Here is a 22,056-nt window from a genome sequence, read left to right as displayed (position 1 = left end):
TGGAAAAATTTAAGATTATCAAATTAGTTGTCACAACTAGAAAAATTAGAGGATGTTTGAAATAGGCGGAAGGTATAATTTATCATATTTGGCTTGATGTTTACGAATAGCGGCTTCTCGCACAGTAGAATCTCAAATTTTGGGCACATATCGAGTATTTCGGTCTTGTACAGAGAAAAACCTTTTCAAACAACCTCCTAAAGGTAGTAGGTTAGAAAAGTTATATTATCTACCAATCAACTGATGACAGAGGAATTAGAAAGAGCAGATAACGATTCACCGTGGAAGGAAATTTTAGAAGCATACTTTCCCCAAGCGATGCAATTTTTCTTCCCCGAAACAGCAGCCTTAATCGATTGGTCACGTCCCCATGAATTCCTGGATAAAGAATTTCAACAAATCGCTAGAGAAGCTCAAACGGGTAGAAGATATGCAGATAAATTGGTGAAAGTTTGGCAACTTGAAGGTGAAGAAATTTGGCTGTTAATTCATGTGGAAATTCAAGCACAACCAGAAGAGATATTTCCTCAAAGAATGTTTTCATACAATCTGAGAATCTTTGACTTCTTTGCCAAACCAGTCATTAGTTTAGCAATTTTGTGTGATGCAGATTCGACATGGCGACCAAACCAATATAGTTATAATTACCCGAATACCAGACTTAACTTTGAATTTGGCATCGTCAAGTTGCTGGATTATCAAAATCGTTGGACAGAATTAGAAAACAGCGATAATCCCTTTGCAACTGTGGTGATGGCGCATTTAAAAACGCAGCAAACAACTAAAAAATTTGCCGAACGTAAGACTTGGAAATTTAGCTTAATTCGCCGATTGTATGAATTAGGGTTACAAGAAAAAGATATTCGTAACCTGTACCGATTTATCGATTGGGTTATGATTTTACCAAAAGCCTTGGAAACAGAATTTTGGCAAGAGTTTAAGCAATTTGAACAGGAGCGGACTATGAGCTACATAACCACAGGTGAGCGCATTGGTTACGAGCGAGGGAAGGAGGAAGGTGAGCAGGAAGGTAGACTCGAACAAGCACAAAAACTCGTGCTACGACAACTGCAAAGAAGGGTAGGAGAGTTATCACCGGAAATTCTACAGCGCATTCAAACTCTTGAGTTAGAGCAATTAGAAGCACTGGGTGAGGCTTTGTTGGATTTTACGGCTATTCCAGATTTACTCAACTGGTTACAAGCGAATCAAACTGCGTAGCCAATTTCTGGGACATGAATTTGGGGATCATTCAGAGCGTTTAATTTACCATTCGCCCGCATTTTCAATGCGGGAGAGAAAAAGGCGCTCGCCTAATTATCCAACGACCTTAGACCTAACGTGCCCTTCTTGACAATTAAAATATAGAGTACCAAGGTCTAAAGTTTTTATTAATTTTTCTCGCTAATTGATCAATCTTGAGTACAAGAGATTTATTCAGCTACTGTGACAAATATATGTGAATGCGGGTAAAAATTTAAGGAAAAATTTAGAAAGCTAAATTAATTGCCATATACCAAATTCTCACAACTTAAAAAATACCTAAAGCTTCTGGCTAAAAGTGGTGAGAGTGATTCAAAGTATAAGTGAAAGCTAATCTATAAACCTTAGTCGTATACGCTAGGGTGGATATGGGTCGTGACTAACAAACTTATAACTGTAAAAGCTTTACCAAGAGCGGGCAGAAGGTATTGTTTATGAACGAATTTGTCGTACAACAACAAAATGAAGCAGTCACCGCCGCAACTCGGCAGCAAAAGCCTCAAGAACTAATTCGTAGCTTAGTGTGGAAAATCTGCATCGCTACCTTAATTTTGATGGCTATTGGCTCTGCTACCCGCGTGATGAATGCAGGTTTAGCTTGTCCAGATTGGCCTTTGTGCTATGGGGAATTAGTCCCGGCCAAGCAAATGAATCTGCAAGTGTTTTTAGAGTGGTTTCACAGATTGGATGCAGCTTTGATTGGGATCAGCGCGATCGCTCTGGTTGGTCTATCCTGGTGGCATCGTCATGTTTTACCTAACTGGCTACCTTGGGCTTCTACATTTGCCCTGTTTTTAATCGTCTTCCAGGGGATTCTCGGTGGACTCACTGTCACCGAACTGTTGCGGTTTGATATTGTTACCGCTCACTTGGGAACGGCGCTATTGTTTTTCACCACCCTCTTAATTATCGGTACGGCACTCGCCCCTTATCAAGGAACTGGAAATGTCGGAAAATTACCTTGGGTAGGTTTAACTGCGGCGATTCTGGTTTATTTGCAAAGTCTCCTGGGCGCCTTGGTCGGTTCTCGTTGGGCGCTACATCAATGCTTGGGTACATCCCAACTGTGTAGTGTGATGTACAGTCATATTTTTGGCTTAGTTCCGCCCACTGTGGCAACTTTAGCTGTGGTCATCATTTCCTGGCGGACACCTGCACTACATCCAGCTTTGCGGCGATTAGCAAAAATGGCTGGCTCGTTATTGATTTTGCAAATCTTGTTGGGATTTGCCACATTCCGATTACATCTGCAAGTCGAGCCGCTCACTGTCTCTCACCAAGCTGTGGGTGCAGCTTTGTTGGGAACTTTGGTGGCTTTCACCGTGCTTGCATGGCGTGACTGGGTTGATAGCCGCCAAATCAATAGCTACCCCGTCGCTGTCATAGTTAATGATACAAGCACACCGGCGAATGGAGCGAATCCCTAACTTGTTTCCGGTTTCTTTGAGAGCAGTGGTGGAACTACACAAACCCTTGTCTCTAATTGCACCCTTACAGGGGAGAGGGGGGGAGTGTGGGGAGTGTGGGGAGATGAGGGAGTGTGGGGAGAAATAAGAATTTATGGTTCCCCATCTTCCCCCTCCTTCCACACTTTCCTATCCTCTTCAACCTCCTCATCCTCTCCTCAAGCGCGTGCAAATAATTTGTTGAAAAAGAAGGAAAATTAGCCAACATGATTGAGACTAATGTCTCTCGCCACCACGAAACGTTTCTCCAGGTAATTCAAAGCTATTACCAGCTCACTAAGCCACGGATTATTCCCTTACTGTTAATTACTACTGCTGGGAGTATGTGGATTGCGGCTAAGGGAGAAGTTGACCCATTGCTGTTGCTAGTAACTCTTACTGGTGGCACTTCGGCGGCTGCTAGCGCTCAGACAATTAATTGTATCTACGACCGAGATATTGATTATGAAATGGAGCGGACGCGCCATCGCCCTATGCCTGCTGGTAAGATACAGCCCCATGAGGCGTTAATTTTTGCGATCGCTCTGGCTGTGATTTCTTTTACTCTGTTGGCAGTATTCGCTAATCTTTTAGCGGCTTTACTCGCTTTCTCTGGTATCGTTTTTTATGTTCTGGTTTATACCCACTGGCTGAAACGTCACAGCACCCAGAATATTGTGATTGGTGGGGCGGCTGGAGCGATTCCCGCTTTGGTGGGTTGGGCTGCTGTTACTGGCTCTTTAAGCTGGGCAGCATGGTTGATTTTTGCGATCGTCTTTGTCTGGACACCACCGCATTTCTGGGCTTTGGCGCTGATGATTCGGGATGATTACGCAAAGGTTGGGATACCAATGTTACCTGTAGTTGTGGGTGATACGGCTACAGTCAAGCAAATTTGGTATTACACTTTGGTAACAGTCGCTGCAACGCTGTTACTAGTTTTTCCTTTACAGGCGAGTGGATTGGTTTATGGGGCGATGGCTTTGGGTTTAGGCGCTGTTTTTATTCGTAAGTCTTGGCGCTTGTTGCAAAATCCGGAGAATCGCACTGTTGCTAAAGAGTTGTTTCTCTATTCCATTTCCTACATGATGTTGTTGTGTTTGGGGATGGTGGTGGATAGTTTGCCAATTACTCATCACCTAATTAATGCGGCGATTGACCGACTGTATTTGATGATTTAGGAAGAGATTAAAAAAGTGCGATCGCGTTGGTTAGAAAGCGCGATCGCATTTTTTTATCGAGGTTATTTCAAGATAAAGAAGAGGAATAAAACGCAAAGGAACGCAAAGTTAAACGCAAAGGAACGCGGAGTTTTACAGCGGTGTTGGCTATTTTAATTCAGATACTATCAAAATTTGTGAGTGATAAACTGATATGAAACATGGCATTATTGCTAATAATTATTAATACTAAAGCTTAACCATATCTTACTAATTTTTTTAAACAAAAACCTTATGATTTAAGGCTTGAATGTTGTTGAAAATTTTTTGTCATGAGTTTTTCAAGGCGTCATTTTTTTAAGTTAGCAGGTGCAAGTGCGATTGGTGCGACGATGCTTTCTCCTTTGGAAGCTTTGTATGCTAGATCTCCTCGTGGTAGAGGGCCGTTGGGAATCGGTTATGGGCCGTTAGAAGCAACGCTACCTGTAAATGCTGATGAACTTGTGGGTGTGGTTCTCGGTGGAATTGATTTAGGCCGTACTCCTCTACTGGAATTGCCTAAAAATTTCAAATACACCGCCATCTCGGTTACAGGTCAAACTATGGATGATGGTGCGTTAGTGCGGGGTGGTCATGATGGTATGGCTGCTTTTAAAGGCCCAAGAAACAACACAATTTTGGTGCGAAATCATGAGTTGGGCCCCAGTGAAACCAGTGGATTGATAGCGTCGCCAAGATATGACCAAATTGGTGGTGGTACAACGACTTTGGTGATTGGCCCTGACCGCCGTGTGACAAGACATTTTGTTTCTTTGGCGGGGACGATTCGTAACTGCGCTGGAGGCCCGACGCCTTGGGGTTCTTGGATTAGCTGTGAAGAAAATCTCACCTTACCGCCTACTGGTGGTGCTAGCAAAAGACACGGTTATAACTTTGAGGTACCAGCAACAGCGAATATTCAAGTAGCAGAGCCAGTTCCCCTCGTGGCGATGGGTCGCTTTAACCATGAAGCGGTGGCTGTTGATCCCAGAAATGGATGGGTCTATGAAACTGAAGATGATGGTGGTAGCAGTTTCTATCGCTTCCGTCCTAATCAAAGGGGCGACCTCCGGAGTGGTGGAGTTTTGGAAGCTTTAGTGATTGAAGGAATGCCCAAGGTTAACACTGGTAAGAATTTTCAGCAATATAAAAACCAACCTTTACCTGTTAGCTGGGTAAAAATTGATAATGTTGACCCCGCGACGAATGACTTGACTACTTCTGTGCGGTATCAAGCACAAAGCAAGGGCGCAGCTATTTTTGTGCGCGGTGAAGGTGCTTGGTATGCGGATGGCATAATCTATTTTGTTTCTACCAGTGGTGGTGACATCGGACAAGGCCAAGTTTTCGCCTATAAACCCAACACACGCGACCCTAACAGTGGTACTCTCACTCTGATTGTTGAGTCTACCAATAGTGGGGAGCTAAATAACCCTGATAACATTACCGTAGCTCCTTTTGGCGATTTGTTCCTTTGTGAAGATGGTAGCGATACCGAATTCGTTATCGGTGTGAATCCGGAAGGGGAATTGTATAAATTTGCCGCTAACGCTATTAACGGTAGTGAATTTGCTGGTGCTTGTTTCTCACCCGATGGCGACACCATGTTTGTGAATATCCAAACTCCAGGAATTACGCTAGCAATTTGGGGCCCTTGGCATAGAAAACTAAGAACAACCTAATTTTAGATTTTAAATTTTGGATTTTGGATTGATGTTTCAAAATCCAAAATTTAACAAGATATAAACAGTATATAAACAGTTAAAATTGGCACAATTAAGTATATTGGAAAATTTATCAGCGAATGTGTTTGGTTAAGTTTTCGCCTGTCCTGCTGATAGTAATACCAATTCCCGAAAAGAAAACAACAGATAAATTGGTAGGAGCCTACGCACTTATACCAATTTACCAAAATTTTGATACATATACAATCGCTTGTAGGGGTGTACGGCCGTACGCCCTTATAACCGTATTTGTATCATGATTAAAGTCAAATGGTATTACAGGTTATTTGTTGCCAAAATTTAGAGAATTGGTACAAGATTTTTTTGGACATATTTATCTCTAGTGGTGTCTGTAGTCTGGCAGCATTTTTGTTAGGGTAGTCATATAAGATTGCTCGCTGGGCGCAAAGAGGTTTGATATGGCTACTTTAAAACTGCGTCGCTCTGAAAATATTGATGGCGATTTTTATGTGGATACTACTTGTATTGATTGCGATACTTGTCGCTGGATGACTCCGGAGGTGTTTAATCGCAATGATGAACAGTCGGCGGTGTATCATCAACCAACGAATGAGGCGGAAAGATTAGCGGCTTTGCAAGCACTTTTGGCTTGTCCTACTAGTTCTATTGGTACTGTTGAAAAACCAAAAGATGTCAAAGCGGCTCAAGAAAGTTTGCCGATTTTAGTGACAGAAAATGTTTATCATTGCGGCTATCATTCGGAAAAATCTTATGGTGCTGCTAGCTATTTTATTCAGTTAGCAGAGGGAAATATTTTGGTGGATTCACCCCGGTTTACGCCTCCTTTGGTGAAGCGATTGGAAGAAATGGGAGGAATTCGCTACATATATTTAACTCACAGGGATGATGTCGCAGATCATCAAAAGTTTGCTGAACATTTTCAAAGTCAGCGCATCCTTCATGCTGATGATATTACTGCAGATACTCGCAATGTGGAAATACAGCTAACTGGTGCAGAAGAATTTGCTTTGTCTCCTGATTTGCTGATTATTCCTGTTCCAGGTCATAGCAGAGGGCACACGGTTTTACTATATAAAAATAAGTTTCTTTTCACTGGCGACCATCTCGCTTGGTCAGAATCTTACCATCAGTTAGCTGCTTTCCGTGATTTCTGCTGGTATTCTTGGTCAGAACAGATTAAATCTATGCGGAAGTTGGCTGGTTACTCTTTTGAGTGGGTGTTACCAGGACATGGAAGGAGGTTTCACGGAGATAGGGATACGGTGCGTCAGCAAATGCAAAAATGTGTGGAATTAATGGAGAGCTTTTCTGGTTAAGGTTGAGTCGCCATACATAACGTAAATTACCACAAAGTGCGATCGCTCTCCCGCACTCCACCGCCTTCAAACTGCAAAGTCGGCGACAGTCTCACGCAGAGGAGGACGCTAGCGTGAGAAAAAATATTTAAGGAAAATCATAGTAGCATATATATCGACAACCAAACGTTTAGATGAGGCTATATAGGTTGGTTCACCAAGAAAACTAGCGGTAATGAATTTGGCGAATATTTGCCAGATGCAGATGCATTAGACTAACAAGTATACATTTACAAACGCTGATGTGGCTACGGCCATACTTTTAAAGACATAAAGTTTTACGTCTCCACAACTGTAATAATTTCACAAAAATTTAAGGTGCGTTGCGCTGTGCCACAACACACCTTACTGGCGATCGCTTTAATATTAATACTTAGAGTTCAATTAGCTTGAAACCCCAAGGTTTGAGAGCAGCGAGGGCGATTTCTGGATCTACGCCTTCATAAACTTCCCATTCTAAGGGATGATCTTTAGGATGTCCGTCGCCGACATTACCTGCTACTTTAATTATCGGACAATTTGCCAAGCGATCGCGTTCTAGTCCTTTTGGTAGTGCTAGTTGAATTTTGCGCCCGACAAATTTGGCTGTACTTTCTTCAGCTACAGATTCACGAATTAAGCAGATATCACCAGCGGTTCCCCAAGTTGTTTGGTAGATGTGGAGGAACGATATATAGGTTTGTGGTTTGATGGCTCTTTTGAGAACTTGCATTAGTTTTAATGTTGAGGCTATTTCTAGACAGAAATCCGGTTTGATTTTGGTAAAAATCTTCAGTATTATAGACATTGCTTACCAAGCCCGGATGCGGTGAGCAATGCTGATTTTACTGATGACATCAGGGAAGTTCAAAACACAATCATCGCCCACATACTCATACCCAAAGCAACTGCTGATAGATGTTGCCAAAACATAGCTCTAAAGGATTGTCGAGCAATTTTTTGTGTCAAAACAATTGTCAAAAGTAAGGAAAATATTAATGTAAAACCTTGCAAAAATGCAACTACGGCTGGATGCGCTACTAATATTGGCAATTGTTCATTTTGTAGACCAAATGTGGCTAAAGTCACAGATAAAATTTGTCCTCCTTCTCCTAAACCTAAGCGCAAATAATGCGCTAAACTTCCCCCCAACACTAAGGGTAAATAACCATAAGCTAGCTCTACAAATGATTTAGGTTGACGGCGAGAATTGAAAATTTTCATCAAACCATAAGCTGCTAGGGGAATAGTTGTTGGGAGAATTAATGTTAATAAGGATAATCCCAAGTGTTGCCAAAACTGATTTAAATCTATTTGTAATCCTAGCAAAGTTTGCAATTCTGGTAAACGATGTAAATATACTCCACCCAATAATAAAAATAACAGTGCGACTTCGTAGTTGTGGGCGACGTGAGTTGTCCAAAGTTCAATTCCTGGAGGACGTAAGTTAAACTCTACGGAACGATGGGGACAAGCTTTTAAACAAGTCATGCACAATACACAATCTCGGTTATCTTCTAATTGTGCTGGGTGAGAATAAACAGGACACCCCAAAGTTTCCATACCTTCGCCTTTTTGCGGCCCGCCTTTATAGCATTGATAAGTGGTACAGGTGGCGGAACATATTCCTTGTTGTGCTCTTAATTCTGTCATGGACAGTTTAGCAAATAATCCATTCATGCCACCAATGGGACATAGGTAACGACACCAAAATCGCCGCTCGAATAAAGCTGAGAAAATCATGGCGCCAGCGGTAATTAATAATAGTAACCAAGCGCTGAGGTAGGCAGTGTTTTCTAAATTCCAAAGTTCTTCCCAAAGAAAAATGAGAGTAAATAACCCGAATAAAAGCCATCCGCCCCATTTCTCAGCTTTCTCTCTGGGCCAGCGTTGGAGTTGGCGCGGGAATAACCATAAGGATAATTTTTGGGTAATTTCTCCATAAATCATGAAGGGACAAACTGCACACCAAACGCGACCGAGAAAGGGAAAAAGCAAGAGAAAGCCAGGCCACCACCAAGCCCAAAATAGATTGAGTACAAAATTGCGATCGCGTGTTTGCGGCCCAATAAATAACACTGCAACTATAAACGCAAATGCAACTACCGTAAAACCATAGTTAATGCGGTCAGGCCACCAAGAACTCCGCAGAAATTTTCGCAAACCTGGATAAAGATTCAACAAATTGACCCGAAATTGTTTTTTCTTTGTTTCCGCTGACCAGAAAATTTCTTCTGTTAATTCGCTGCTGTTTTCTGCTTGGGCGATCGCTCTTTCAACTAAGTTTTTTAATTCCTTTAAATTACCAGGAAAATCATAAGATTGTAACCTCCGCAACGCTTCTGGGGTGATATGCGGTTTAGCAATACCTCTGGCTCGCACGTAAAGACTGGTGTAATATTCTACCTGCGCTTTGATATCAGCCTTTCGTACCCGCAGCGGTGGGACTTTAATCATATGACCGATACACCGATCAATAGTCGATTCGGTTTTTTCTGCCACAATCAGCACACGAGCTTGACTGCGACGAATTGTAGTAGGTGGATCTCCCGGACGAGAGATGGGGGTATATTCACCTGTTTTCAGCCATTTAGCTACAGATGGGATCAATTCTTTTGGAAGTTCTTGAATGTTATTCAGAACTAAAGAGCCTTCTCCTAACCATTCCAGCAATCCTGGTTTACCACCAACACGACCGAATAAATCTGCACCACTAGTTTGCAGAATCCCACAATTGATTTTAACGATTGGTTCGCGCCTTTTGGGTGAACTAAAGTGAATCAGCGCCGCGATGTTGTCCTTTTCTAAACCCGGTTCCCCAAAAATTTCAACCGACTGGCGATCGCTCGCAGCTTGGCGAATTTGCTCCCGGAGACGCACCGCATAACGACTCGTTCCTACAATTCCCCGCTGGGCTTTGGTCACTAAATATGGACGCAAAGCGATGGAACGTTCTTGCTCATAACTCAGCGCAGATGTCACCTGTGCTAATTCCTGGGCTAATTGGCGAGAAAAAGCGAGAGTGATTTCCGGGTATTCGCCCGCTAAAACCCGGAATTGAGCAGCAGGTATCTGCCAAACGTGACATTCTGTTAAGGTCGTAATTGTCAAGGGAGTGGATTGGTCTAAGAGTAATTCTTTGAGGTTAATCACCGCACCCGCAAGAAACCCACAAGCTAACACCGGGTTAGTTTGATTGGTGGTATTGCTTTCGAGTTGACCGTCGATAAGAATATAAAGCGCTTCTGGGGAAGTGTTTTCGCTGACTAAATTGGTTTTTGGGGGAATAACTTGTAATTGTAAAACCTGAGCGATCGCATTTAACACCTCAACTGCAAGAATACCTAAACTCGTGCGCTCTTGCAGCCAAATTACCGTTTCTGAAAATGTCATTGGTTATTTGTTATTTATTATTGGTTATTTGTCAAGGTTTCCGGCGTATTTTCTTGTTGTAATCTAGTCAGATCGATAGCAGTTGCTAATTATATAAGTTACACACTCTGGTACTCCGTTAACCTAAAATAACCAATCTTTGGCAATGGGATATGGGACAATACTGTTGAAGTTTCAGCCTCAAAGCCTCAAGCTTCAGCCTCAAAGCCTCAAGCTTCAGCCTCAAAGCCTCAAGCTTCAGCCTCAAAGCCTCACGCTTCAGCCTCAAAGCCTCACGCTTTAATCCCACACTAGACATCTCCGACAATGACGTAGCGCAAAGTTAATTTCTGGAGATGTCTACTCCCCATCACCCCACCTCCCCATCACCCCACCTTCCCACCTCCCCATCACCCCACCTCCCCACTCCACCCCACCTCCCCATCACCCCATCACCCCATCACCCCACCTCCCCACTCACCCCACTCACCCCATCACCCCACCTTCCCACCTCCCCATCACCCCATCACCCCACCTTCCCACCTCCCCATCCCCACACCTCACCTCGCAGGCCAAGAAATCATCGGATCGCGGGCTAATTTCTGTGAGACTTCATAAGCGCCGAAGCGGTTGAGATGGCTGGGATCGGAAAAGTATTCATGAGATTTGAGCCAGATTTGGCTGAAATCTCGATAGAGAAAATTGGGGTTGTTGGAAAAACCCGTCATGTATTGTTGAAATGTTTGCTCATGCTGTTGACGTGCTGGATCTAAATATTCGTCGGTCAGGGGTGTGTTGATAAATACTAAATTGATTCTTTGAGATTCAGTGAAATCAAGTAATGTTTTAAAAGCTGTGTCTTGTATACCTGCTATTTGAAAAGATATATAGTCTCTATCGTCATTTCCGAAAACCTTGCGGTGTCTTTGATAGTATTCAGCGGAATTAAAGCGGATATCTAAAGGTAAGAAACCGTCAAAATCAACTGCTTGGGAGACGTTATCTTCTAAATTATTATTTGTCCGCTTGCTTTTTGGTGTAATTAACCAAGAGCGATCGCTAGCGAAAGGCAATAAACTCAGTTGTTTTATCAGTAATGTTTTAATCTCTTCTCGATTTTGATAGCTCACAGAAAGAGTTGCTAACCCTTGATTGAGCACTTGATTGATAGCTTGATAGTTGTTAGATTCGGCTGGCTTTATCCCTATAGTTTTTTCTGTTTCTAAGGTATTTGTAGAGTTGGTAGATAAGTTTTCACCGCTAGTATTATCTAGGTTTTTCTTTAACAGTCGTTTGTAACCAGGAGAAGCAGCGATCGCATTAAACGTAATATCATCACGCCCACTGTTGAAAGCCCTTGAGCCATCAGCCCAGAGAATCAGTTTTGGTAATTGTGATGGTTCTAATAATTTGCGAATGACAAAATCTACAACTTGTGCAGTGGCGCCATTCACCCCAAAGTTAAACACATCAATACTCTGATAACCTTGAATAGCTAACGCTTGGGAAAGCGCCGCTGGGTCGATACCTCTGAGAGCGCGAGAGGAGCCGATAATCAATACTTCTGGCGGACTTCCAGTTTTAGCTAGGCGCTGTTTATAGAGAATAATTTGCTCATCTAATTGACGAGAATTAAAACTGGGCATCTGCGATCGCGCTACTGCTAACATAGCTTTAGAAGTAGCTTTGGCTTTTAGCGGCGTGGCTGCTAAATTACCTGTTTGAGTGTCATCATTTTGCAGAAAACCAGAAGAATTAAATCCAGAATTTTTATCGAGAGACGATTTTGTTTGCGAATTAGCGGTAAAAAATGCTGTTCTTTGATCGGAATTTTCTGGAGATTTTAAAGCCGATTTTGGTGGAGGTGAATTGCTCACTTTCGCAACTGCTGACTGATTTTGTTGCCAATGAGTAATCATCTGACCTAATATCCAATCTGTCTGCAGAGTCAACAGTAACCCCAAAGTGCCCCAAACTAATGCTATCTTCAGTCCTTGAGTATCTGCAGTTTGCTCGACTGGCTGATCAATTTCTGTAAATAATTGCGTAGTGATGAGTAAATTTTTGGCTTTTGTCGTTGCCGTTGTCAACCAGTCCTGCGCTACCTCTTTAATTAAAGTTTGCACTGCTGCTGGAGTGACATCGGCACGTAAAATTGGTTCGCTGCTTTGGGGGAATAACAGCTCATTCACATAAAGAACAGTAGCCGCAAATTCTGGTACAGCTTCTGGTACTTGACGCTGACGATGCACAAAATCTTCGCCATGATGCCAGAATGGTTCTTTGTTACCTGCGCGTCGTCCGTAAACCCGCACCCCAAAGATTTGGGGAACTTTTAACTGGCGGATAAACTGAGTAACTTTCTGGGCGACTTGCTTGATACTGGGACAAACCGGTGCATCACACATAATGTGCAATAAATCACCTTTACGCAGTAGCAGTACGCGAATCCCGCCTGTTTTCAAGCGCCATTCTAAATCGGGGTTGAGTAACCTTTCTAACAAAAAAGTGATGGCGGGTTCATCACCACTGGTAGCTAATTCTAACGGTGATGGTGCTAGTGCGGGATGTTCCTTGGCGGGTAGGGCTAACCAGTCTATCCAGGTTGGTTGCTTATCGGCGGTTTTTTGACCGTAGATAGTGGCGGCGAGAATGCCTTGAGGAGCGATCGCCTCTAATTGTGGGACAATGATTTGTAAGCACAGGTTTTTATCTGGGGCTGGTTCAGTTTTGGCTGGGTCAACTGCAGGCTGACAAAAGATATGTAGAGTTGATTCTTGTAGAGAAGCTTGGACAGTTACCTGCAGTGTTGATAATACCTCAGTTAACAGCCGAGCGATCGCTTGCACATCTCCCCACCGCGCCCATTCCTTGAGCATCACTTCCGGTGGCGTCAAATCTACCCGCATTTGCCAATCAGGCTGGGTTTCTCCCCTGACTTGGGAAACAATCACCGCATCCTGATAACCTGAGAGTTTGAGATATCTTAATTTTTGAGCTATTGGCTCTCCTAGCAGCGAAGGGTCGGGGCTATAACTCGATTGACAAAAGATCCATAACCGATTATTGGACTGATCGTTTTTTGGCGACTGTTGGGGCTTGACTTTGACTAGCACTGATACCCCAAAAGTACTCAGAGTCTCACTTAAATAACGCGCCACGGCATCTAAATCACCTTGCCGTGCCAAACTTTCATTCGAGATAATCAGCGAGCCGCCGGCTTGTTTTGATTTTTCTGCATCTGCGAGTATGGCTTGCTTGACCTCCTCCAAATGCTGATCTAGTTGATTTAAATAAACTTTGTGACACCACTGGGGCCGTGATTCCCCCTTCTTTCGTCCGTAGACTAATACTTGGTATATTGAGGGTTGTTCACCTGTCAAAAGTTGCAAGTCTGTTTGCTGTAGAGCTTGCAACAAGTCAGCAAGGGTGCGCCAACGTTGTGGACATTCTTGATCCTCACAAAGTATGTGTAGATCATTTCCCTGCAACTGGACTTTCACCCCGAAAGTGTTGATCCCCGTGGCTTGGCTGACCCATTGCACTAAGGATTGGTGACGATCTGTTGATGCTGTTTTCATGGGCAGTTAACTTTACACGAAGCGATTGTTGGGGGATATTGACTGCACTTGTAAACTAGAACCATAGATTTATCACACCCTGAGGTTGGTTTTTAACACTTTTGTTACGTTATCATCTGGCAAAATCAGCCAAAACTGCTGTTTCCAATGGCAAGCTATGCTGATATTCAGTTTTTTGTTTATTTTATTCATTTGCACACAACCCAGAATTAGCCATGTCTCCTCTCACTCAAACACCATGGTCTCGTCCGCAATTAGGTCTGTTTTTGTTTAGCGTTCCCCAATCTTTGATTTTACAGGCGGGTACAGCGTCTATATTAATGCTGCTCACCGCTGGAGAAGCAACCACTAAAGCTCTCATCGCTGTAGGAGAAGCCAGTGAAGAATTATTTCGTGGCGATCGCTTACCCATTCTCAATTTTCCCGACGACCCAGAATCAATTAACAGTTAAAAATTTTACACTACAAATGATTTGTCTAGGGTAAATCCGCTGTTGACAAATCGCCAAACTAAGAATCTTCACCGACAATCAGCTATACAAGCGGTAAGAATATGAGTTCCTTGTTATACTCTTTATCTCAGGCTGCAAACATATATCCCGCATCCGAATTATTTTTGCGTCATCGTCTGCAAATTGTGGAAGAATTGTGGGAGTCTGTCCTGCGGCAAGAATGCGGTCAAAAGATGGTGGATCTGTTGCGGCAATTACGCGATTTATGTTCCCCAGAAGGACAAGCGATCAAAGACCAAGCTGCTACTGCTGTCAAATTGATTGAACAATTGAACATCAATGAAGCTATTCGGGCTGCTCGTGCTTTCGCTTTGTATTTTCAGCTGATTAACATCATAGAGCAGGAATATGAGCAACGGCAGCAATTGACCCGTTATTCACAATTAGAAACCGCAGCCGCAGAGCCAGAAAGTTTACCCAATGTCAGCTATTCTTTGAACAAAGGCGAAGATGACGCCCCTGTTCAAGGTTCCGCATCTACAGATTTAGTGACTGAAAATTGGACTAGCAAACAAAAGGAAAAACAAAAAGGAACTTTCTCGGCTCTATTACCCTATTTATTTAAGTTGAATGTCCCACCACAGCAAATTCAACGTCTCATTGCTCAGTTGGACATCCGCTTGGTGTTTACAGCCCACCCCACAGAAATTGTTCGCCACACCATCCGCGATAAGCAGCGTCATGTGGTTTTGCTTTTACAGCAGCTAGATGCAGTCGAAAACCGCTCAGATAACTCAATTGGGGGTTATCCTTGGGAAGCAACAGAAATCAGAGAAAAGTTACTCGAAGAAATTCGCCTCTGGTGGCGTACAGATGAACTGCACCAATTTAAACCCACGGTGTTGGATGAAGTAGACTACGCTCTACACTATTTCCAGGAAGTGTTGTTTGATGGCATTCCCGAACTCTACAAACGCTTCAAATATTCGTTGAATAAAACCTTCCCTTGGCTAGAACCACCCCGGAAAAATTTCTGCTCTTTTGGTTCCTGGGTAGGCGCAGATAGAGATGGAAACCCCTCAGTTACCCCAGAAACTACCTGGCAAACAGCCTGCTATCAGCGCAAAATGGTTTTAGAGCGATATATTCAGTCGGTGAAAAAACTGATTGAATTATTGAGTGTGTCGATGCACTGGAGTGATGTTTTACCAGATTTGCTCGAATCTCTGGAGTTGGATCAGTCCCAGTTAAGCGAAGTGTACGACGCCTTAGCTCTGCGCTATCGCCAAGAACCTTATCGCCTGAAGTTATCTTACGTCCTCAGAAGGTTGGAGAACACCCGCGATCGCAATCTGGCTTTATACAAGCGGGAAACTCCCAAAAACGAAGACATCCCCATGTATCGTTCCGGAGCAGATTTTTTAACTGAACTGCGATTAATTCAGCGCAACTTGACCGAAACAGGATTAAGTTGTCGAGAATTAGAAAATCTCATCTGTCAGGTAGAAATTTTTGGCTTCAATCTCACACAATTGGATATCCGTCAAGAATCTTCCCGTCATTCGGATACCCTTGATGAAATTTTGGCATACCTGCAAGTTTTGCCCCAAGCTTACAATGATTTATCGGAAGCACAACGGGTAGCTTGGCTGACAGGAGAACTGCAAACCCGTCGTCCGCTGATTCCCTCAGAATTACCATTTTCTGAAAAAACCAACGACGTGATTCAAACTTTCCGCGTCGTGCGATCGCTACAGCAAGAATTTGGTACCAATATCTGCCAAACTTACATTATCAGCATGTGCCGCGAAGTCAGCGATGTCTTAGAAGTGTTGCTGTTAGCCAAAGAAGCCAGACTTTTTGATCCAGCGATCGCTGTGGGCACAATCCAAGTTGTACCATTATTTGAAACAGTAGAAGACTTACAACGCTCCCAAAGCGTCATGCGCCAGCTCTTTGAACTCCCCCTATATCGCGCCTTGTTAGCTGGAGGTTACGAAGTAATTCAAGCCAGAAAAGCAAACATCCCCCCCTCTTCCCCGCTTCCCCAAACCCCCGCATCTTCTCCCCTCACCCCCGACCTCCAAGAAATCATGTTGGGGTATTCAGACAGCAACAAAGACTCAGGCTTTTTAAGCAGCAACTGGGAAATTCATAAAGCCCAAAAATCACTCCAGAAAATCGCCGAAGATTACGATTTGAATGTGCGGATTTTCCACGGGCGAGGTGGTTCTGTAGGGCGCGGTGGTGGCCCAGCTTATGAGGCTATCTTGGCTCAACCAGGACACAGTATCAACGGACGCATTAAAATTACCGAACAAGGAGAAGTTTTAGCTTCCAAATATTCCCTGGTAGATTTGGCTTTATACAATTTGGAAACCATTACCACCGCAGTTATTCAAGCTAGCTTGTTGCGGACAGGGTTTGATGATATTCAACCCTGGAATGAGATTATGGAAGAATTAGCAGCGCGATCGCGCACTCATTATCGCTCTTTAATCTACGAACAGCCAGACTTCATCGACTTTTTCCACCAAGTCACCCCCATAGAAGAAATTAGCCAGCTACAAATTAGCTCTCGCCCCGCTCGTCGTCCTTCTGGTAAAAAAGATTTAGGTAGCCTCCGCGCCATTCCTTGGGTCTTTAGCTGGACACAAACCCGATTTTTACTCCCCTCTTGGTACGGTGTCGGTACAGCTTTGCAAACATTCCTCAACGAAGAACCAGAAGAACATCTAAAATTACTCAGCTACTTTTATATCAAGTGGCCTTTCTTCAAAATGGTAATTTCCAAAGCCGAAATGACCTTAGCTAAAGTAGACATGCAAATGGCGCGTCACTACGTCCAAGAATTGTCTAATCCTGAAGACAGAGCTAGGTTTGAGCAAGTTTTTGCCCAAATCGCCAGCGAATTCTATCTGACAAGAGAGTTAGTCTTGAAAATTACTGAGCACAATCGGCTTTTAGATGGTGATCCTGTTCTGCAGCGTTCAGTACAATTACGTAACGGCACCATCGTTCCCCTCGGTTTCATTCAAGTTTCCCTACTCAAGCGCCTGCGCCAATCCCGCACCGCTTCCACCTCCGGAGTCATCCACTCCCGCTACAGCAAAGGCGAACTACTGCGAGGCGCATTGTTAACTATTAACGGTATCGCCGCAGGCATGAGGAATACTGGTTGATGGGAAGATGGGAAGATGGGGAGATGGGGAGTGTGGGGAGTGTGGGGAGTGTGGGGAGTGTGGGGAGATGGGGGGATGGGGTGATGGGGTGATGGGGAGTGTGGGGAGTGTGGGGAGTGTGGGGAGTGTGGGGAGTGTGGGGAGATGAGAGAATAAAAAAAGAATTTATGCTGACGCTTGCTATCTTCCCCGTCTTCTCCTTCCTCCCACACCTCCCACACCTCCCACACCTCCCACACCTCCCACACCTCCCCCTCCTCCTGTTCCCTGTTCCCTGCTATAAATGATTTTTGCGATTCCAGCCCCAATGCTCAAAAACCAAGTCTTAATTTGTACCCTCATAGTCTTAGCGTCAGGATTTTTTGGTAGTCACATCGGTGGACAAATCACCCTGATGATACATCGCCAGAAGTGTCAAAATCAGCCTTGGGGTTTAAAGGAGGTGTGTAATGCTTGGGTAACACCAGGAGCACTCTGGCAAGGTAGTACAACAGGATTATGGACAGGTCTTGTCTTGGGTGCGTGTGTCAGCGGTTTGGTAACACGCCAAAGAAGGTGATACGAAGGAGTATTGGGGAGCCACTAACGCTGACGCTTCAGGGTCAGAAGCTCAAACTTTAATCCCCATCACCCCATCACCCCACCTCCCCACCTCCCCATTCCCTATGACTTTTCATTGTCAGTCGAAGCAGTCGGCGTTTGTAAATGATTTAAGGTTTTCCAAGAGCTTGTACTAGTATCGAAACAGCGCCAAGTTCCCTTAGCGTGTTCCATGTAGCAAAATAAAGTGCGATCGCTACTATCAAGGTCGTCAGTCAAAAAATATACCATACCTCGAAAAGGATAAACTTTACGGCTCAGGCGCTTGGCTACGGCTTGATTGGGACATTCAACAACGAATACCGGTTCTTCATCTAAGTAAGCCAAAGAGAAGATACACATCCGCAGAATGGCTCTGAGCCAACTTTCAGAGTTCTCAAAATAATCATCGATAATTTTGTTAGTCAGAGCTTGTTCTAGGGTTCGGTCTTGATTTTGAGGAGTTTGTGCATCAGACATAGCATCACCATATTGCTATACCGTTGGTTTGAGATTAAACCAAAATCTGCAAAAGTGACAAGTTATGTGGACACATTCCGCATGATAATCACGTGCTTGAGGCTCTGCTAAGATTGCTGATGGTGGGGAAAATAAATAAACTCCGCAAACTGACGGACTAATTGAGGATTACGCCAACCTGAATTAGTTTCTTCTCTGATCACAGATAACGCCTCTTCTGTGCTGTAAGCCCGCTTGTATGGTCTTTCGCTCGTCAGGGCATCATAAATATCAATAATCTGAAATACTTGTGCTAGGTAAGGAATCTCATCCCCCTTCAGCCCATCGGGGTAGCCAGAGCCATCCCAGCGTTCATGGTGATGGCGAATGATGGGAATTACGCCCCGCATACTCCGCAGTGGCTGACAGATTTTTACCCCGATTAAAACGTGCTGTTTCATAATCTCCCAATCTTGGGGAGTGAGTTTGTTTGTTTTCAGTAGCACCGCATCGGGAATACCCACCTTACCGATATCATGGAGATAACCGCCCCACATCAAATCTCGAATTTGGTTGCGTGAGAGATTGAGGTATTCACCGAAAGCTTTTCCGAGTTTTACCAAACGTTCACAATGATCGCCGGTATTCGGATCGCGGCTTTCAATCGCCCTCGCCACGGAAAATAGTACTTGTTCCGCATGGTCTAGGTCTTCATTCAAACGCTTTTGCCGTACTAAGGACTTCACACGGGCTGCTAGTTCAACACGGTCAAAGGGTTTGGTGAGAAAGTCATCCGCCCCGACTTCAATTCCGCGAATACGCGATCGCCTATCGTTTAGTGCTGTAATAAAAATTACTGGTATCAGCCGAGTCAATTCGTTTTGTTTGAGTGTTTGGCACACCTCAAACCCGTCCATTCCCGGCATCATGACATCTAATAAAATTAAATCTAATTGTTTTTGTCTCACCAGTTCTACAGCAACTGAACCACTCTCAGCCTCGATGACTTCATACCCTTCCATTGTCAAAAGAGCAACAGCCGTCATCCGACTGGCTGCATGATCGTCCACTACTAAGATTTTTGGCAGGTCTGAATCAAAGCCGTTCACGTTAGAGCCTTTAACTTGGGGTGTTTTAGAGGCTAATGAATGAGCACAATTGATATTTTCAGCTTGCATCCAAGAAGGTAATGCTGGATTTACTTCCAGCGTAATTTCTGCTTTGGAGAAACCTAATGAATCACTTTCCACTTTTTGTAAACCTAGGGCATGATCTGAACCCATATTTTTCACTTTGATTGAGGGGTTAGACCCATCAACATTTTCTGTGGTAGAGCCTGTATGCTTGGGGTTCCATTTAATCATAAAGGCACTCCCTTTTGCATTAAAAAAAGTTAACCGTGTCAGACTGAAAGAAAAAATTGGTAATCGACTACATTTTACTCTGTATTTTTTTCAGCTTGATGCACTATATTAAGCTTAATTAAATCAAAAAACAAATAATTTTGCTAATTGCTGCTGATAACTCTGTTAGTTTTTCAATAGCGTTCGTTTACACATTATTTTAGGATGACAAAACCGTAAAAAAGAGCAATCAAGCTTTTCGCTTAATTGTATTCAATGTTTAACGCAGAAAAATTTTATCAGCAATAAATTTAGGACAAATTCTGGAGAATTTCTCAAGCTATTAATCAGCGCTGCTATTTCTGATTAACCACCGTTTTCGCCACCGAGAAGTAGGTTCAAGTGCACAAGCTTGTTGTTCTTGTTCTCGTCGCCTGACGATAACATCGGCAGTATCATTTAAATTTGGGTCACGATAAGGAATAGCCGCACGTGTGAGTAAATGCTCTTTTTCTTCCTGGGAAATTGATACATCAAATGTAACTGCATTGCGAGGATGAACAGCAGTAGTACCTGGTGTTCGTCTTCCCACCGGCGGAGTAGACGCTATTTTTAAACCAGCTGTTAATAGCGCAGTGCGGACAGCCGCAGCGCAAGAATACGTAGCGAGAATGCCATCTAAGTGTAAACACGAAGAAACTTGCTGGATAAATTCCACTGTCCATAACTGCGGACATTGAGGCGGCGAAAAGGGGTCAAGAAAAATTGCATCTGCTTGGAATCCTGACTGATGCACTTGTTTAATTGAGCTTCGAGCATCACCAATTAATAGTGTCGCCTTTAAGTGTTTTCCCTTAGCTTGTTGTTCAAAAGCTATCTGGGTCAAAATTTCCGGATATTGATAGTCCCAGTTGGCGAACATTCGATGAACAATTGCTGCTTGTGGCACAGAAGGATTCAATTCTAAACCCATAACTTCAACATCACAATCCGGATTCATTGCCCAAATAGTCTCCAACGCAGCCGCTGTGTTGTACCCTAGACCATAGCAAACATCCAACAGTCGTAATACTGGTCTTTGAGCACGCACAGCCAACTGTGTAGGAGCTACAAATTTCAAAAAACTCTCCTGCTTTGCTCCATAATGGCTATGAAATGATTCACCAAATTCTTTAGAGGTAAAGGTGAAAGAACCATCTGCTGTTATTTGTGGAACAAAATCATCACAATCGAGCATAGAAAATAAGGGAGAAATAACCAATAAAAAATCAAGTTTATGATAGAAAACAAATTTGTCGTTTCCCAATTATGGTTGTTAGAACACCTGAATGATCCGCAAGTCGTCATTGTCGATTGTCGCTTTTCTCTTGCCGATCCACAATTAGGACAACAGCAGTACCAAGCGAGTCATATTCCAGGTTCCTACTACCTAGATTTAAACCAGGATCTTTCCAGTTCGGTCAGAGAACATGGCGGTAGACATCCTTTACCTAATCCTACTGATTTAGCTCAAAAATTAGCAGCGATAGGCATAAATTTTCAAGAAACTCTTGTGGTAGCTTACGATGATTCTCGCTTGGCTTTTGCGGCTCGTTTCTGGTGGTTATTGCGATATTTAGGACATGAGCAAGTAGTGGTTTTAGATGGAGGTTTTGCAGGTTGGCAAAAAGCGGGTTATCCGCTCACATCTGCTATTCCTCAACCCCGCCCAACTACCTTTATTCCTGCCATTAACACAGAAATGTTGATAGCTTTTGCGGGTGTTAAAAATCTTAAAGATTTACCCGAGGTAGTGTTGGTAGATTCTAGAGAAAGCGATCGCTATCGAGGAGAACGAGAGCCAATTGATAAAATAGCTGGTCATATCCCCGGCGCGGTGAATTATCCTTGGCTAGAAGTCACAAATTCTGCCGGTTATCTACTTCCTGAATCAGCACAGCGCCTGCGTTGGCAAAACTTAGCAACAGCCTCAGAAATTTTAGTTTATTGCGGCTCTGGCGTCACAGCCTGCGTGAATTTACTTTCTTTAGAAATCGCTGATATTCATCACGCTAAACTTTATCCAGGTAGCTGGAGCGACTGGATTAGTTATCAATAATTGAGGCTGAGAAATTCATAATTTTTCATTCATAAAATCAAAT

At 43.5% G+C, this 22,056-nt stretch carries 18 protein-coding genes; 10 read left to right on the top strand and 8 right to left on the bottom strand.

Annotated features, from left to right (window positions below):
* Positions 1 to 243: 243 nt before the first annotated feature.
* From MIC7126_RS0101085 to MIC7126_RS0101065, 5 genes are all read left to right on the top strand, one after another.
* Positions 244 to 1,221: a DUF4351 domain-containing protein gene (locus tag MIC7126_RS0101085; protein ID WP_017651266.1), complete on the top strand. Its 978-nt coding sequence runs from the start codon at positions 244 to 246 to the stop codon at positions 1,219 to 1,221.
* A gap of 476 nt (positions 1,222 to 1,697) precedes the next feature.
* Complete coding sequence (locus tag MIC7126_RS0101080; RefSeq protein ID WP_017651265.1) at positions 1,698 to 2,690, top strand: COX15/CtaA family protein; 993 nt, start codon at positions 1,698 to 1,700, stop codon at positions 2,688 to 2,690.
* A gap of 245 nt (positions 2,691 to 2,935) precedes the next feature.
* Positions 2,936 to 3,889 carry a heme o synthase gene (locus MIC7126_RS0101075; protein WP_017651264.1) on the top strand — a complete coding sequence of 318 codons (954 nt, stop codon included), beginning with the start codon at positions 2,936 to 2,938 and terminating at the stop codon, positions 3,887 to 3,889.
* 311 nt (positions 3,890 to 4,200) lie between these two features.
* A complete protein-coding gene (locus tag MIC7126_RS0101070; RefSeq protein ID WP_017651263.1) occupies positions 4,201 to 5,589 on the top strand; it encodes an alkaline phosphatase PhoX in 1,389 nt (462 codons plus the stop codon).
* Positions 5,590 to 6,050: 461 nt separating this feature from the next.
* Positions 6,051 to 6,929, top strand: a complete 879-nt coding sequence (locus MIC7126_RS0101065; RefSeq protein WP_017651262.1) for an MBL fold metallo-hydrolase — start codon at positions 6,051 to 6,053, stop codon at positions 6,927 to 6,929.
* Between the two features lie 412 nt (positions 6,930 to 7,341).
* Here MIC7126_RS0101065 and MIC7126_RS0101060 read toward each other — a convergent pair whose 3' ends face one another.
* The 3 genes from MIC7126_RS0101060 to MIC7126_RS30035 form a co-directional block, all read right to left on the bottom strand.
* Positions 7,342 to 7,680, bottom strand: a complete 339-nt coding sequence (locus MIC7126_RS0101060; RefSeq protein ID WP_017651261.1) for a hypothetical protein — start codon at positions 7,678 to 7,680, stop codon at positions 7,342 to 7,344.
* A 134-nt stretch (positions 7,681 to 7,814) separates the two neighbouring features.
* Complete coding sequence (locus MIC7126_RS0101055; RefSeq protein ID WP_017651260.1) at positions 7,815 to 10,340, bottom strand: AAA-type ATPase lid domain-containing protein; 2,526 nt, start codon at positions 10,338 to 10,340, stop codon at positions 7,815 to 7,817.
* 118 nt (positions 10,341 to 10,458) lie between these two features.
* Complete coding sequence (locus tag MIC7126_RS30035) at positions 10,459 to 10,638, bottom strand: hypothetical protein (protein WP_017651259.1); 180 nt, start codon at positions 10,636 to 10,638, stop codon at positions 10,459 to 10,461.
* A gap of 37 nt (positions 10,639 to 10,675) precedes the next feature.
* Here MIC7126_RS30035 and MIC7126_RS30030 point away from each other — a divergent pair, with 37 nt between their 5' ends.
* Positions 10,676 to 10,918 (top strand): hypothetical protein, encoded by a 243-nt coding sequence (locus MIC7126_RS30030; RefSeq protein WP_154655798.1) that lies wholly within the window; start codon positions 10,676 to 10,678, stop codon positions 10,916 to 10,918.
* On the opposite strand, the gene MIC7126_RS0101045 is transcribed toward MIC7126_RS30030, so the two are convergent.
* A complete protein-coding gene (locus MIC7126_RS0101045) occupies positions 10,880 to 13,900 on the bottom strand; it encodes a hypothetical protein (protein WP_017651258.1) in 3,021 nt (1,006 codons plus the stop codon). The genes MIC7126_RS30030 and MIC7126_RS0101045 overlap by 39 nt on opposite strands.
* A gap of 215 nt (positions 13,901 to 14,115) precedes the next feature.
* Between MIC7126_RS0101045 and MIC7126_RS0101040 the strand changes: the two genes are divergently transcribed.
* The gene (locus MIC7126_RS0101040; protein ID WP_017651257.1) at positions 14,116 to 14,352 is read left to right on the top strand and encodes a hypothetical protein; all 237 of its coding nucleotides are present in this window, start codon (positions 14,116 to 14,118) and stop codon (positions 14,350 to 14,352) included.
* 101 nt (positions 14,353 to 14,453) lie between these two features.
* Positions 14,454 to 17,534, top strand: coding sequence for a phosphoenolpyruvate carboxylase (gene ppc / locus MIC7126_RS0101035; RefSeq protein ID WP_017651256.1), 3,081 nt, complete (start codon positions 14,454 to 14,456; stop codon positions 17,532 to 17,534).
* On the opposite strand, the gene MIC7126_RS31635 is transcribed toward ppc, so the two are convergent.
* Positions 17,456 to 17,782, bottom strand: coding sequence for a hypothetical protein (locus MIC7126_RS31635; RefSeq protein ID WP_154655797.1), 327 nt, complete (start codon positions 17,780 to 17,782; stop codon positions 17,456 to 17,458). The two genes, ppc and MIC7126_RS31635, sit on opposite strands and share 79 nt — an antisense overlap.
* 59 nt (positions 17,783 to 17,841) lie before the next feature.
* Between MIC7126_RS31635 and MIC7126_RS0101025 the strand changes: the two genes are divergently transcribed.
* On the top strand, positions 17,842 to 18,093 hold the full coding sequence (locus tag MIC7126_RS0101025; protein ID WP_026099943.1) for a hypothetical protein: 252 nt from the start codon (positions 17,842 to 17,844) through the stop codon (positions 18,091 to 18,093).
* Positions 18,094 to 18,197: 104 nt separating this feature from the next.
* On the opposite strand, the gene MIC7126_RS0101020 is transcribed toward MIC7126_RS0101025, so the two are convergent.
* The 3 genes from MIC7126_RS0101020 to MIC7126_RS0101010 all read right to left on the bottom strand — a co-directional run bounded on the left by MIC7126_RS0101020 (position 18,198) and on the right by MIC7126_RS0101010 (position 21,152).
* Positions 18,198 to 18,593, bottom strand: coding sequence for a transcription antitermination NusB family protein (locus MIC7126_RS0101020; RefSeq protein ID WP_017651253.1), 396 nt, complete (start codon positions 18,591 to 18,593; stop codon positions 18,198 to 18,200).
* Positions 18,594 to 18,700: 107 nt separating this feature from the next.
* A complete protein-coding gene (locus MIC7126_RS0101015; RefSeq protein ID WP_017651252.1) occupies positions 18,701 to 19,936 on the bottom strand; it encodes a response regulator in 1,236 nt (411 codons plus the stop codon).
* Between the two features lie 322 nt (positions 19,937 to 20,258).
* Complete coding sequence (locus MIC7126_RS0101010) at positions 20,259 to 21,152, bottom strand: tRNA (5-methylaminomethyl-2-thiouridine)(34)-methyltransferase MnmD (RefSeq protein ID WP_026099942.1); 894 nt, start codon at positions 21,150 to 21,152, stop codon at positions 20,259 to 20,261.
* A gap of 39 nt (positions 21,153 to 21,191) precedes the next feature.
* Between MIC7126_RS0101010 and MIC7126_RS0101005 the strand changes: the two genes are divergently transcribed.
* Entirely contained in the window at positions 21,192 to 22,013 is an 822-nt protein-coding gene (locus MIC7126_RS0101005) for a sulfurtransferase (protein WP_017651250.1), read from the top strand.
* Positions 22,014 to 22,056 lie beyond the last annotated feature (43 nt).

It is taken from the genome of Fortiea contorta PCC 7126, from assembly GCF_000332295.1.
Lineage (GTDB): Bacteria > Cyanobacteriota > Cyanobacteriia > Cyanobacteriales > Nostocaceae > Fortiea > Fortiea contorta.
This window is presented reverse-complemented; position numbering and strand designations above follow the sequence as displayed.